Raw genomic sequence first — 15,490 nt, forward strand, 5'->3', positions numbered from 1 at the left:
CTTCGAATCCTCAGACCACGAAAACGGACCTCGAGATCTCCGAGGCGATGGCCACCTATTGGACGAACTTTGCGAGGTACGGCGATCCCAACGGGGCAACGGTTCCGGAGTGGCCGGCCTTTAGCGAGACCAACCCTGTTGTCATGTACTTCCGTCAGACACCGCACACGGGGCCGGTGCCGAGCGTCGGGTCGTTGAAGATACTCGATGCATATTTCCGCTGGCGGCGGACACCTGAGGGAGAAGCGTGGGCCAGATGAGATCGCGCCCCGGTGTGATCGAACTGCTTCCTGCACCCCCGCCCGTGCACATGGAACAACACTTCTGAAGACGATAATGGTCATCGATGATATGTGCTCCGTCGTCAACTGTTCAGGAAAGGGATTCAAGGCATGAAGATATCACCGTTGACCACCGCAGTACTTCTCTGGGTGATCGCCGTCGCGGCCAATGCTCAACCGTATCAGAGAACCGACAGTGGCGTGCGATTGACGATCCGATCGACGACGACAGAGATTCAGTTCACCAGTCCTTCTCTGGTGAGGGTGCTGAAATCGCCTCAGGGAACATCCTTCGTGAAAAAGAGCCTTTCGGTCATTCAGGCCCCGCAACACGTGCCTTTTGACCTGCGGCAGGCCGGCGACGAGTTGTTCCTCAATGCCGAACGACTCCATGTGCGTCTGAACCTCACGAGCGGAACGATCGCCTTTACCAGCGCTTCGGGAGAGCTGTTGTTGTCTGAGAAGGAATCCGGGGCGGGGTTCACGCCGCGGGATGATGCCGGAACGAAGACCTTCACCGTCGTTCAGGCATTTCGTCTTGAGAACGACGAACCGATCTACGGACTGGGGCAGCAACAGAAAGGGAAGATGAATCACCGCAATGATACCCTCTCCATGATCCAGGGGAATACCGACGACTATGTTCCGTTCTTCGTGTCGGCGAAAGGATATGGACTGTTCTGGGACAACACGTCGCCGACGACATTTGCCGATGACACGTCATCCACGTCGTTTGCGTCGGAGGTGGGTGACTGCATCGACTACTATGTCATGGTTGGGTGGCAATGCGGATGGCGTTATCGCTCAGATGCGCGATCTGACGGGGCAGGTGCCCATGTTCCCGCTCTGGTCCTACGGCTACTGGCAAAGCAGAGAGCGATACAAAAGCCAGTTCGAGACCGTCGACGTCGTCAGAAAATACCGGGAGCTGGGTGTTCCGCTCGATGGCATCATCCAGGACTGGCAGTATTGGGGAGACAACTTCCACTGGAATGCGATGGAATTTCTTAATCCCCAGTTTCCTGAGCCGAAGAAGATGATCGACAGCGTGCATGCGATGAATGCGCATATCGCCATCTCGGTCTGGGCATCGTTTGGTCCGCACACCAAACAGTTCGACATCATGAAGAAGAAGGGGATGCTGTTCGATATTGGAACCTGGCCAATGAGTTCGAAAGACGAGTGGCCACCCGATCCGAAGTTCCCTTCGGGTGTCAAGGTGTATGACGTGTATAACCCTGAGGCCCGGGATATCTTCTGGGAGCATCTGAACGAAGGGGTCTTTTCGCTTGGGATGGACGGATGGTGGCTTGATTCGTCGGAGCCCGACCACATGGACTTCAAGCCCTCCGATTTTGACACCAGGACGTATCTCGGGTCGTTCCGGAAGGTGCGGAACGCCTTTCCGTTGATGCACGTCGGTGGTGTGTACGACCACCAGCGTGCGACATCATCCGCCAAGCGCGTGTTCATCCTCACGCGGTCGGCGTTTGCCGGTCAACAACGGTACGGAGCGAATACCTGGTCGGGTGATATCGTGTCATCGTGGAAGGCGCTGCGGGAGCAGATCTCCGCCGGACTCAACTTCTCGCTTTCCGGGATGCCGTACTGGAATTCCGATATCGGCGGGTTCTTCCTTTGGAATTTCCCCCGTAAGCTTGAGGATCCGAATTACCGCGAACTCTACGTCCGTTGGATGCAATTCGGCGGTTTCAGCCCGATGATGAGATCGCACGGCACCGATGCCCCGCGCGAGATCTATCAGTTCGGCAAGAAAGGCGAAACGATCTTTGATGCGATCAACAAGGCCATCGAGCTGCGCTATGCTCTCCTGCCGTACATCTATGCGACGTCGTGGGACGTGACGGCCCATCAATCCACCATGACTCGGGCGCTGGTGATGGACTTCGCTGCGGACCGGAATGCCCTTGATCTGAACAACGAATACATGTTCGGGAAGTCGCTGCTGGTGTGTCCCGTCACAGAGCCGATGTATGTCGATTCGACCGGCAGCGGCAAGGACGTGCGCCGGTTTGCGACATTCACCACGGTCAAGTCAGTCCCCGTCTATTTGCCCTCCGGTGGAGCGTGGTATGATTTCTGGTCGGGTGCAAGATACGCTGGTGGCGTCACCGTGCAGAAAGCGGCGCCGATCGACATCATCCCTCTCTATGTTAAAGCCGGTTCGGTCATACCCATCGGACCCAGGGTCCAGTATGCGGAAGAGAAGACCTGGGACCGTCTCGAAGTCCGCGTGTATCCCGGGGCTGATGGCCAGTTCACGTTGTACGAGGATGAGAAGGACAACTACAACTACGAAACCGGAGCATATGCCACCATACCGTTCTCCTGGAACGAAGCTGCGCAAACCCTGACGATCGGTGATCGGATCGGTTCGTTCCCCGGAATGCTCACGGATCGGACCTTCAATATCGTCTGGGTTTCCCCACGCAGTGGAGTCGGGATGGCGCCTGCGGCGGCCTATGACGCCGTTGTGAGGTACAGCGGGAAGAGGGTTGTGATTCAACGATGAACGAATTGCCCGGGGGGAGGTGGATCGATCAACAAGCCATCGGCAGAGCCGATGAGAACTACGGGAGAAACCTAAGCACGTGAAAGCGCTCAGATATCTTGCCCTGGCGTCAGCATGTTTCCTCAGCGGTGTTGCATGCGGCATTTCTCAGGAGATGCCAACGCGGTCGCGTCTCTTCGACGAGAACTGGAGATTTCTCCCGGGAGATCCCCCGTCAGCCGCCACCACCAACTATGATGACAGGAGTTGGCGAGCACTGGACCTGCCACATGACTGGAGCATCGAGGGGAAGTTCAGCCCGCACAACCCGACGGGGGGCGGTGGCGGCAATCTCCCCGCAGGTATTGGGTGGTACAGGAAAACATTCACGGTGCCCTCGGTCTGGACCGGCAAGCGCGTGTCGATATACTTCGAAGGCGTGTACATGAATGCCGAGGTCTTCCTGAACGGGCGGACTCTCGGAGTTCATCCGTACGGCTACACTGGATTCTGGTATGACCTCACGCCGTTGGTGGACTTCGGAAAAGACAATGTCATTGCGGTCCGGGTCGATAATTCCCGGCAAATGAACAGCCGTTGGTACAGCGGGTCCGGTATCTATCGCCATGTCTGGTTGCGCGTTACTGATCCTGTGCACGCTGGCTTCTGGGGAGTGGGGATTACAACGCCCGACGCGTCGCCTGAGTCGGCGACGGTGAAAGTCCGAACCCTCCTTCTCAACGAAGGTGATGTGCCACACAGCATCGTCCTGAAGACGGTGGTTCGGGACGCGAATGCCATATCCCGCGGTGAGGACCAGGTTCGTGTCGATCTTGGCGCACGAAGCGAGAAGACGGTAGAGCAAACGATGACACTGCTTAGACCCTCCCTCTGGTCACCGCAAAGTCCACATCTGTATCAGGCGACTGTGCAGGTGCTCAAGGACGGGAAAGTCGTTGACGAGACCAGAACGACGTTTGGGGTCCGGTCGATCGCGTATTCCGTTGAGAACGGCTTTCAGCTCAATGGCAAGACCGTGAAGCTGAATGGAGGGTGTGTGCATCATGACAATGGCTGTCTGGGAGCCGCAGCTTTTGACCGTGCCGAGGAGCGTCGGGTTGAATTGCTCAAGTCGGCAGGATTCAACGCGATCCGCACGTCGCACAATCCGCCTTCAACTGCGTTTCTTGACGCATGCGACAGATTGGGATTGATGGTCATCGATGAGGCGTTCGACGGATGGAAAGAGGGCAAAACCCCCTACGACTACGCCGTTGTCTTCAATGATTGGTGGCAACGCGATGTCGAAGCGATGGTTCTACGCGATCGCAACCATCCTTCCATCATCATGTGGAGCACCGGCAACGAAATCATCGAGCGGAAAAAAGCGGAAGCAATCGAACGGTGACGATGCTTGCGCACTGTGTCCGCAAGCATGATCCGAGCCGCCCGGTGACCTCTGCGATGACGACCTGGGACAAAGAATGGGAAATGTTTGATTCGCTTTTGCCGTCCATGACATCGCTGGATATAACTATCAGCTTCACCGGGCGCCCGGTGATCATGAACGGGTTCCTGGTCGCATTATTGTTCAGACGGAGTCATTCCCGAGAGATGCCTATGCAAATTGGCGGATGGTGCAGGACCATCCCTTCATCATCGGAGATTTTGTATGGACGGCTCTCGACTATCTGGGCGAATCGGGCATCGGTCGATGGTACTACACAGGCGATGTGCCGGGCGAACATTGGGAAGCCGATCTGTTTCCCTGGCATGCTGCATCATGCGGCGACATCGATCTGACGGGCTGGAGACGTCCAATCTCACACTATCGGAACCTGCTGAACACTGGCACGGAAAAACTCTACATGGCTGTCCGGGAACCCGATCCGGAGCCGCTGCACATCAAGGAAACTCTCTGGTCCGTCTGGCCAACATGGGAAAGCTGGACCTGGCCGGGGCATGAAGGGAAAGAACTCCAGGTGGAGGTGTATTCACGATATCCCAAAGTCCGACTGTACCTGAACACGAAGCTCATCGGTGAACAGTCGACGGCCGAGGAACACCAATACAAAGCGACGTTCTCTGTGCCGTATGCCTCCGGTGTGTTACAGGCCGCCGGCGTGGCGGGTAGCAACGAAGTCGAGCACATCACGCTACGAACTGCCCATCGCGCTGCCAGAATATCCCTCCAACCGGACCGGCGGATCATCACTGCCGACGGACAGGACCTGTCGTTCGTTGAGATCACGATCAACGACGAGAGCGGAACACCGCGGCCGAATGCGCAGAATCGACTGCAATTCGATGTTACCGGTCCGGGAGTTCTCGCCGGAGTGGGAAATGCCGATACCAAGGACCTTGACCAATACGTCGGCACGACGCGCAGAGTGTGGCATGGTCGCGCGCTTGCCGTCATCAGAAGCACGAAACACACAGGGAGTATCACGCTTACCGCGCGTTCGCCGGGATTACCTGATGCACGCGTGACCATCATTGCCCAAGCTGAAGAATAACCACGGTCTTCTTGAAGGATGTGTCCATGAAAACTGCCGCGCTTGTTCTGCTTGTAGGGCTGATTGCCTCCGACTGTGTTGCTGGAGACAAACCACGGCAAGTCCAATCATGTGATTCGGACTGGCGATTTTGCGCAGGTGAAATCCCGGGCGCCGAACGGCCGGAATTCAACGATGCCGCATGGCTCAAGGTCAATGTACCCCATGACTGGAGCATTGAAGGCCTTGCTCCCTCGACAAAGAAAGTGGACGATCCTTCGGAGATCGCTGTTGTCATCGGCGAATGGAGATTCAGCAAGGGCGACGACCTCCGGTGGAAAGACACAACCTGGAACGACGCCTCATGGCAGACGGTGAAGCTCCCCTCGACGTGGGAGGAACATTCGAACTACACGGAAAACAACATGTTTGGCTGGTTTCGGCGGGAGGTAACGATCCCAACGGAATTGCAGGGGAAGGACATCATCCTCAATCTCGGTAGGATCGACGACGCAGACGAAACCTATTTCAACGGCGTGAAGGTGGGCGGTATGGGTCAATTCCCTCCCCACTACGTCACTGCATGGGATATCGGCCGGCGATACAGAGTGCCCCACGATCTGATTCACTACGGGGTGACAAACCGCATTGCGGTTCGCGTGTTCGACGGAATCCAGGGGGGAGGCATCTACAGCGACGGAACGAATGTCGTGGAGGGACAATTTGAATCGGGCTCGCCGGGTGGCAGCGGAGCGGGATATATCAATGCCGGTACGGGCTGGTACAGGAAAGAGTTCAGACTGCCCGCCAGTTTTCGGGGGAAGCGCGTTGTTGTGGAGTTCGACGGTGTGTACATGGACAGCGATGTCTGGCTGAATGGCGAGCATCTCGGTAACCGCCCATACGGCTACTCCAGCTTCCAGTACGACGTGACCCCACATTTGAAATTCGGCGAAAGGAATGTTCTGGCGGTGCGCGCGAGGGTGCAGCAGCCCTGCTCGCGCTGGTATTCGGGCGCCGGCATCTACCGGCATGTGCGCCTGGTGGCTACAGACTCCGTCCACATTGCGCAGTGGGGGACGTCTGTGACAACTCCTGAAGTCTCGAAACGCGAAGCGAGCGTTCGTGTCGAAACGAAGGTCCTCAATCAATCCTCGTCAACTCAAACGGTGAAACTGGTGGCTGTTCTGGTTGATGATACCGGACGGAAGATCGCCACCAACAGTACCGCGCTGAAGCTGGAAGCCGACAGCGCCGGCGTATGCATACAGCTCTTCACATTGCGGGAGCCGAGACTCTGGTCGCCGGAGTCTCCGCGCCTCTACCATGTCCAGATCAACGTCCTTGCGAACGGCCGGCCTGCTGATGATCGCACGGTACCGTTCGGTATCCGGACATTCGAGTTCACAACAGACAAGGGGTTCTTCCTGAACGGCACACATGTCGATATGAAAGGCGTCTGTTTGCATCATGACCAGGGAAGCCTGGGTTCTGCAGTACACACCCGGGCGATCGAACGTCAGCTCGAGATCATGAAGAACATGGGATGTAACGCCATTCGCACGAGCCATAACCCGCCGGCGCCCGAACTGCTGGATCTCTGCGATCGGATGGGTTTCCTGGTCATGGATGAGGTGTTTGACGAGTGGATACGGAACAAGACCATGTATGGGTACGGCCGGTTCTTTGATGCCTGGAGTGAGCGGGACGCGACCGACATGATCCTTCGCGACAGAAACCATCCGAGTATTGTCATGTGGAGTATCGGCAACGAAATCCCCGAGCAGGACAATGCCGATGCCTACGACATGGCGAAGCGGCTTGCGGATATTTGTCACAACAACGATCCGACCCGGCCCGTGACCTCAGCATGCAACAGTCCGGCTGAGGCGGAGAGGAGCGGTTTCTCGAAAGCGCTCGATGTGTTCGGCGTGAACTATAATGTGCCTTTCTATCAGACACTTCGCGGAAAGGCAAAGCTGATCGCCTCCGAAACGGCATCGGCGGTCAGCACCCGCGGAGAATACAATCTGGTTCAGGAAGGCGGCACACTGACGATCAAGAACCAGCTCAAGAATCAGATGTCGTCCTACGACGACACGACAGCCGAATCAACCCTCCGGGCGATCAAGAACTCTCCCTGGGTGGCGGGGCAATTCGTGTGGACGGGATTCGACTACATCGGCGAACCTTCTCCATTCCCGTGGCCTTCCGTCAGTTCATACTTCGGTATTGTCGATCTGTGCGGCTTTCCGAAGGACCGCTTCTACCTCTACCAGAGTCAATGGACGGACAAACCCGTTGTCCACCTCTTCCCGCATTGGAACTGGCCTGGGTATGAAGGCAAGCAGATCTCCGTACGGTGCTACAGCAACTGCGAGTCGGTGGAGCTGTTCCTGAATGGAATATCCTTGGGAGAGAAGAGAGCCAAAGACACGAAGGACCTTCACCTGGAATGGATGGTTCCGTACGCTCCCGGCACGTTGAGAGCCGTTGCGAGGAACAGCGCGAAGACGGCATGCACCGATGAAGTGCAAACAACGGGCGCGCCGGCGAAGATCGTTCTGTCTCCTGACCGTAGCCAGATCAGGGCGGACGGGGAGGACCTTTCGTATGTCACGGTCAGGATCGTGGACAAGGAAGGTCGTGTCTGCCCTGATGCCGACAACCTGATACGCTTCGTTATCGACGGTGAAGGGATCATCGCTGGTGTGGGCAACGGCGATCCGATCAGCCACGAGGCATTCAAAGCGCATGAGCGGAAGGCGTTCCATGGACTGTGCCTGGCAATTGTGCGGTCACAACACACGCCAGGCGCAATCACCCTTTCCGCTGTTTCCGAAGGTCTCCAGGCGGCACAGATTGCCGTCCAGACGAAGTAGCAACCTTTTGTGGATAGACGAACAATGAAACATATTCTCTGTGTAGCAATTCTCCTGTTCCCGTCGTTGTCTGCAGGGCAAGCCGTCCGGGGGCTTGAGCAGCTCTCCGACAGGGTGAACATCACACTGTCCGATGGGACGCTCAGCATACGTCCCCTCACTGACAATGCCGTCAGGATCACGTTCTGCAAAGATGACGACGGACGGTTACCAGAGCTTGTCTTCATTGCGGCTGTGCGAACCCCCGGATTTGTGGTCTCCGATCTGCCATCACGACTCGAAGTTCGACTCAAACGGATGGTGGTCGTGCTTGACAAACAGGCCGGCAAGCTGTCGTTCGAGGATACGGCGGGGAAGATCTTCCTGGGCGAAAACGAAGGAACCCGGAAACTGCTGCCTGACACTATCATGGGTGAACGGTGCTACAAAGCGGAGTTGGCCTTCGCCTCGCCCGCGGATGAATCCCTGTTCGGCCTGGGTCAATTCCAGGACGGACACTACGATCTGAAAGGCGTCACACGCCGTCTCACGCAGGTAAACTCCCAGATCGCGATTCCCTTTGTGTACTCGAACAAGGGATACGGACTCCTCTGGCATCAATACGGTCTTACAGATGTCAATCCGGCCGATAGTGTCGTGACGTTGAAGAAACAGGACCAGCCCCCAGGTGTAGACGAAACGTCGGCCGAGGTGACCACGACCGCGGGGACCGAGAGATTGTCGCAGAACCAGACGCTGTGTGCAGGCACATTCGAAGTCCCGGAAGATGGCGAGTATTCGGTGTTTCTCGATCTCGGCGATATGGGAAACCGGCACTTTGTTGCGATCGACGGCAGGCCCTGTATCGACGAAACCAACTTCTGGCTTCCTCCTACAGCAAGTGCGCTCGTCCAGCTGAAGGCCGGAAAGCATCAGGTCAGGCTCCTCTGCAAATCCACCAACGCGCCGACATTGTCGTGGAAGCGAGTGGCGAATAGCACCACGTTCCGTTCTCCCAACGCGAAGCTCCTCGAGTACGTGGTGTTCTACGGCCCCTCGGCAGATTCCGTGATCGCATCGTACAGGAACCTTGCCGGCAACGTCCCGATGCTTCCCCGCTGGGCATATGGATTCTGGCAATGCCGTGAGCGCTACACGTCCGGCGCGCACCTGGTGGCTACGGTGAAGCAATTCCGGGAACGAAAGATCCCGATGGATGCGATCGTGCAAGATTGGCAGTACTGGGGAAAGTACGGCTGGGGCGTCATGAAGTTCGACGAAGCGAATTACGCAAACCCGGCAGGGTTCATCAAAGAACTCCACGACCTCCATGCGCACTTCAGCATTTCTGTGTGGGAAAATGTCGACAAGAGATCGGCGATCGGTACAACCTTCGACTCGCTGAACCTCTATCTGCCGGGGAGCCCCTGGCTCGATATGCTGAATCCCGCAGCCCGCACAGCCCACTGGAATGCGCTCAACCAGAACCTCTTTGCCTATGGTGTTGACTCGTGGTGGATGGATGCCACCGAGCCGGAGAATGATGCATTGAAAGGCACGAAAACCTTCCTCGGTCCGGGCGACTTCTATCGGCTCACCTATCCGTTGTTCGTCAGTCAGGGAGTCTATGAAGGACAGCGGAAGACCACTGCAGACAAACGCGTGTGCATTCTGACCCGGTCGGCGTTTCTCGGGCAACAGCGCTATGGAACGATCAACTGGTCGGGCGATGTCGGCGGTACGTGGGATGCGTACCGACGGCAGATCGTGGCCGGACTGAACTACACAATGACGGGGTTGCCGTATTGGACAACGGATATCGGCGGCTTTTTCCGACCCGGCCCTTCGCAATACACCGACACAAGCTACCAGGAGCTTCTCACCCGTTGGTATCAGTGGGGAGCGTTCAATCCCATCTTCCGTATCCACGGCTACCAGACAGAAACCGAGCCCTGGAAGTATGGACAAAGGGTTGAAGAGAACATGCGGAAGATGCTTGACCTCCGGTATCGCCTCCTTCCCTACATATATTCCGAGGCATGGCAGATCACGAGCAAGGGGTCGACCATCATGCGGCCGTTGGTCATGGATTTCCGTGAAGACACATCTGCGGTGAGTCATCCGTATGAATTCATGTTCGGGAAGGCCTTTCTGGTTGCTCCGATCACCGAACCGAATAAAGCGAAGTTGAAGGTCCACTTGCCGGCATCCGGGTTCTGGTATGATTTCTGGACCGGCAAACGCCTCGATGGCGGGCAGGCAGCGGAGGTCGCGGCACCGCTGGAGAGGATCCCGTTGATGGTCAAGGCAGGATCCATTGTTCCCATGGGACCATCCATTCAGTACTCGACCGAGAACAGCGATCCGGTTGAGATCAGGATCTATCCCGGTGCCGATGGCGAGTTCAGCCTCTATGACGATGAAAACGACGGCTATGGGTATGAACAGGGGCGATCGTCGCTGATCGCGTTTCGGTGGAACGATGCGGAGAAGAAGTTGACCATCGAAGCCCGGAGGGGATCGTACCCGGGAATGCTTCATGACCGGACGTTCAATGTCGTCGTTGTCAAAGAGAACAGGGGTGTCGGTGGGGCCGTTACCGGATCCCCCGACAGGATGGTCCGCTATGTCGGAACCACGGTCGTGGTGGATTGCAGGTGAGAGTGAGTCTCGCAGTGCCCCAGAGTGGCTATCTGAACATGATGAAACCGATCATCCTCAGGATGGTATGCTTCTGTGTGCAGGGCGTACAAACCGAAGATGGACACGATCTGTGGCTGAGATCACGTACCGTGCATGGTATCGCTCACATCGAGAATGGAATGAAATGATGCGATGCAACAGCGTAGTTCTCCCAATGCTGATTCTCGCCGTCATGGCGGTCACGATTCGCGCCCACTCTCAGAACCCGGTGTATCTGCCGGCATTCCCTTCGTTGGAGAAGGCGAACCCGGCCCCCGAGTGGTTCAAGGATGCGAAATTCGGCGTTTATTTCCACTGGGGCGTCTACTCCGTTCCGGCCTTTGCGAATGAGTGGTATCCCCGCACGATATACGCAGTTGGATCGCCGGAGAACAAACACCATACGACGACATATGGTGATGTGTCTGAGTGGCCATATGCCAATTTCATCACAGGGTCAAAGGACAAGCAAGGGAGGTTCGTGCAGTTTGCGCCCAAACTCAGATCGGAAGGTGGCAGTTTTGACCCTGACGAGTGGGCGCAGCTCTTTGTTGACGCTGGGGCGCGATTTGCCGGCCCGGTGGCAGAGCATCATGATGGCTTCTCGATGTGGGCAAGCAAGATCAACCCCTGGAATGCAAAGGATCTGGGTCCGCAACGTGATCTTGTGGGGCTCTTGACAGATGCCATTCGCAAGAAGAATATGAAAGTACTCCTTTCCATGCACCACGCGTACAACATCACGGGATTCTATGACAGAGTGCCTGCAACGAGCGATCCCAAACTCCAGATGCTATACGGGCAGCAGGGCAAAGAGAAGAATGAAGCGTTCTGGCTTGGCAAGCTGAAGGAAGTCATTGACACTTACAGACCCGATATCATTTGGCAGGACTTCAATCTGTCGGTACTTTCGGAGTCTGTGCTTCTTCAATTCCTGGCCTACTACTACAATAGTGCCGCGGCCTGGAACAAGGAAGTTGTGGCCACATATAAAGACGGCCTGAACAGCAGATGCGGCGTGCTCGATTACGAGCGCGGAGGTCCTGCCGACATCACCGACCCCTACTGGCTCACTGATGACGCGATCAGTTCTTCAAGCTGGTGCTACACAGAGGGGATCGGTTATTATTCCAGGAGGCAAATACTGCACGGCTTCATCGACAGAATAAGCAAGAATGGGAATCTGCTTCTTAATATCTCCCCCCGGGCTGATGGGACGATCCCGCAGGAGCAGAAAGATGTATTGCTCGCCATGGGCGCATGGCTGAGGAAATACGGTGAAGCGGTCTATGCAACCCGGGCGTGGGAACAATGGGGCGAAGGCCCCACACCGATGGGGGCCGCACATGGGATCATGGGAGCTCCCGTTGAAGGCACAGCAAGGGACGTGCGCTATACCAGGTCGAAGGACTCCTCTGCACTCTTCGCCATCCTGCTCGGTTGGGAGAACGGCCAGAACGAAGTTCTGCTCACATCATTATCCTCGGACAGGATCGATTGCAGGACCCTCGCTTCTGTTGAACTGCTTGAGGGCGAGGCCGGGAAATATCTCCCCCTGTCTTTCAAGCAAGACGCTGCCGGACTCCACGTTGCAATGCCCAAACAACGGCTTTCCGAAGAACTGGCATACGCCCTGAAGCTTCGCTTCCAAGGGAAGATCCCCAAGGTCGACATGTATGCTGACCTCACCGGTGCCCGTCACTACCTCCTTTCCCCAGGCGACAATACCTGCAAACTCGTGCTCGGATCGGAGCTGTCACTTTCCGGCAAGAGAAGGAACACTTCAAGCCAATGGAAGCTGCGATCCGTGGGGAGGGGGATGTACCTGATCCTGAATCGGGAAGATAGCACGCAAGCACTCGAATGCAGTTTGTCCGGTCACGACCTTGCCCTGGCGCGCGACGAAGGAAAAGAGAACCAGATCTGGAAGATCGACATTGCGCACAACGGAGTATTCAGGATCTCCAACAAGCACTTCCCCAACGTCCTCCTCTCCGCACCTGCACGTTGTGCCGAGGGGAAGAGAGCAGGATTGTCCGATGCGACCAATGGCCCGGGTTCCGGCTGGAGACTTGAGGCAGTCTGCGAGATGAAGGGCGAAGCGTTCCATCCGCATACGATTCCGGGGAGCATCGAAGCGGAGGATTTCGATACAGGATGCCCGGGTGATGCGTACTATGACAGTAATGGCATCAACGAGGGCGGCCAATACCGTCAGCGGGGGGGTGTTGATATCGAGAAATGTGCTGCCGGTGGCTACAACGTGGGCTGGACCCATGCCGGAGAATGGATGGCGTACACTGTTGCTATCAGCAAAGCTGCATCGTACGAGATATCATTCTCTGTCGCATCAGCCTACGATAGCGGCAAGCTGCATCTCGAATGTGATGGTGTGGATATGACGGGGCCTGTTGCAGTGCCCGCTACGCAAGGATTTCAAAACTGGCAAGTGGTGAAGAGAACAGTGAAACTCGAAGCCGGCCCGCACGTGCTGAGACTGGTCATCGATGGTGACAACGTGAATCTGGACAACATGCTCTTTGTCGAAATACCATGACCCGGAGAGAACCGCCTCGTGCGTGCCCCTGGCTCTTCGCCGTGGCAGAGAGTGGCTTTGGGCCAGTAGATCAAGACGGTGGGAAAAGGGATAGTCGCTCATGTTTATGCAACCGGTGACACGGCTGAAGCGGGCAAAGCTTGTGGTGGCCTTCTGCGCCATGCTCATTGTTGGACTCTCATGTCATGCCTGGGGGGATGTGCGGCTGCCGCGGCTGGTCAGCGACGGGATGGTCCTTCAGCGTGATGCGTCGGTCAGGATCTGGGGGTGGGCGACTCGAGGCGAACGGGTCACGGTCCACTTCCTCGGCCGCAGTCATGCAACCGCTGCGGATGACAGGGGGAAGTGGGAGGTGACTCTTCCGCGCCTGAATCCGGGAGGTCCCTTTGAGATGCGCATCGAGGCCGGCAATGCCATCACCATCAGAGACATTGCTGTCGGTGATGTGTGGGTATGCTCGGGGCAGTCGAACATGGGAATGGCGCTCGGGTGGCTCGCCCAGGTCTATCAGAGCGACATCGACAGCGCGGACCAGCCGTTCATCCGCCAGTTCCTTGTTCCGGTGGGGTTCACACTGGGCCGGTGCGACAGCGACGTCGGGTCCGGTAGCTGGGTACGGGCCGATCCAAAGAATGTCCGATCATTCTCTGCGGTTGCGTACTTCTTTGCGAAGCAACTCCACGATGCATACCGTGTGCCTATCGGGCTCATCCATGCATCGGTCGGGGGCTCATCGACAGAGGCCTGGATCAGTGAGGGCGCCATCAAGGCGTTCCCACAGTACTATGAAGAGACAGTGCGGTATGCACGGCCGGGAGTTCTCGAGAGAACGACGAAGCAGGACGATCAACGCGCGCGAGCATGGGGAAGTGCTCTGAGCGCCAGTGATGAGGGTCTGAGGGATACTGTCCACCGATGGTCCGATCCCGCGTGCAGCACGTCTGCCTGGGACACCATGCATGTGCCGGGATACTGGATCACGGCATCTCCCGGCAACGTGAACGGCGTCGTCTGGTTCCGCCGGGAGTTCACCGTGCCGGTTCGGACCGCCGACAGCGCCGGCGTCCTTCTCCTGGGGAGGATCGTGGATGCGGACTCCGTGTTCGTCAACGGCAGGTTCGTGGGCGGGATCGGATCGCAGTACGCGCCGCGGATGTACCGGATACCGGAGAGGACGCTGCGGGCGGGAGCGAACACGATCGTGATACGCGTGGTGAACTTCAACCGCCGCGGTGGATTCGTTCCCGGAAAGCGGTACGCGCTCATGGTGGGCGGACAGGAGATCGCGCTCGATGGTGTGTGGCGATGCCGGCTCGGGGCGTCCGCAGAGCCGCTGGAAGATCGAGTGTTTACGGGGAAGATCCCGACGGGGTTGTTCAACAGCATGATCGCCCCACTCCGGCAGTGGAGGATCAAGGGTGTTCTGTGGTATCAGGGCGAATCGAATACGAGCAGGGCATGTGAGCACTACCCGCTGTTCTCTCTGTTGATCAGGGACTGGAGGACGTCATGGCAGCGGCCGGAGCTGCCGTTCATCTATGTCCAGCTTCCGAATTTCATGGAGGTGAATACCGAGACCACAACATACGACTGGGCGCTGTTCCGCGAAAGCCAATCGAAGGCATCGTCCATCTCAGGGACCGGCATGGCAGTGAGCATCGACATCGGCGAGGGGAACGACATTCATCCGGTCAACAAGAAGGACCTCGGATACCGGCTGGCTCTTGCAGCCCGGCGTGTGGTCTACGGTGAAACGGGCATCGTTTCCTCCGGCCCGATCCTCTCGTCCGTGAGGATCACACGGGGCAAGGTCATCCTGAACTTCTCAAGCACGGGACGTGGCCTGACCGCCCGTGGCGGGGCCGGGCTGCGATGCTTCGAGATATGTGGAAATGACGGGGTGTATGTCCCCGCAGAGGCCAGGATCGACCACGGCACTGTCGTTGTATGGTCGCACGAGGTCGCCTCGCCGGTCGCCGTCCGGTATGCGTGGGCGAACGATCCTGAAGGCGCGAATCTGTACAACAAGGAGGGGCTGCCCGCGTCTCCTTTCAGGACGAGCGACCTCTACTGAACTGAACGGTACACGCAAAGCGAACCTG

General features: G+C 57.2%; 5 protein-coding genes and 2 pseudogenes. All 7 read left to right on the plus strand.

Features of this window, described 5'->3' with window-relative positions; all coding sequences use genetic code 11:
• Positions 1 to 260: carboxylesterase family protein (locus IPI01_17545; protein MBK7259568.1), on the plus strand; the 260-nt coding region annotated here is incomplete at its 5' end.
• 132 nt (positions 261 to 392) lie between these two features.
• Positions 393 to 2,814 (plus strand): annotated as a pseudogene (locus tag IPI01_17550) (DUF5110 domain-containing protein).
• A 154-nt stretch (positions 2,815 to 2,968) separates the two neighbouring features.
• Positions 2,969 to 5,309 (plus strand): annotated as a pseudogene (locus IPI01_17555) (DUF4982 domain-containing protein).
• A 26-nt stretch (positions 5,310 to 5,335) separates the two neighbouring features.
• The gene (locus tag IPI01_17560; protein ID MBK7259569.1) at positions 5,336 to 8,170 is read left to right on the plus strand and encodes a glycoside hydrolase family 2 protein; all 2,835 of its coding nucleotides are present in this window, start codon (positions 5,336 to 5,338) and stop codon (positions 8,168 to 8,170) included.
• A 24-nt stretch (positions 8,171 to 8,194) separates the two neighbouring features.
• Positions 8,195 to 10,810 carry a DUF5110 domain-containing protein gene (locus tag IPI01_17565; GenBank protein ID MBK7259570.1) on the plus strand — a complete coding sequence of 872 codons (2,616 nt, stop codon included), beginning with the start codon at positions 8,195 to 8,197 and terminating at the stop codon, positions 10,808 to 10,810.
• Positions 10,776 to 13,388, plus strand: a complete 2,613-nt coding sequence (locus IPI01_17570; protein MBK7259571.1) for an alpha-L-fucosidase — start codon at positions 10,776 to 10,778, stop codon at positions 13,386 to 13,388. Before IPI01_17565 ends, IPI01_17570 begins: the two co-directional genes overlap by 35 nt.
• A gap of 115 nt (positions 13,389 to 13,503) precedes the next feature.
• Entirely contained in the window at positions 13,504 to 15,462 is a 1,959-nt protein-coding gene (locus IPI01_17575) for a sialate O-acetylesterase (GenBank protein ID MBK7259572.1), read from the plus strand.
• Positions 15,463 to 15,490 lie beyond the last annotated feature (28 nt).

The organism is Ignavibacteriota bacterium (genome assembly GCA_016707525.1).
Lineage (GTDB): Bacteria > Bacteroidota > Ignavibacteria > UBA10030 > UBA6906 > JAGDMK01.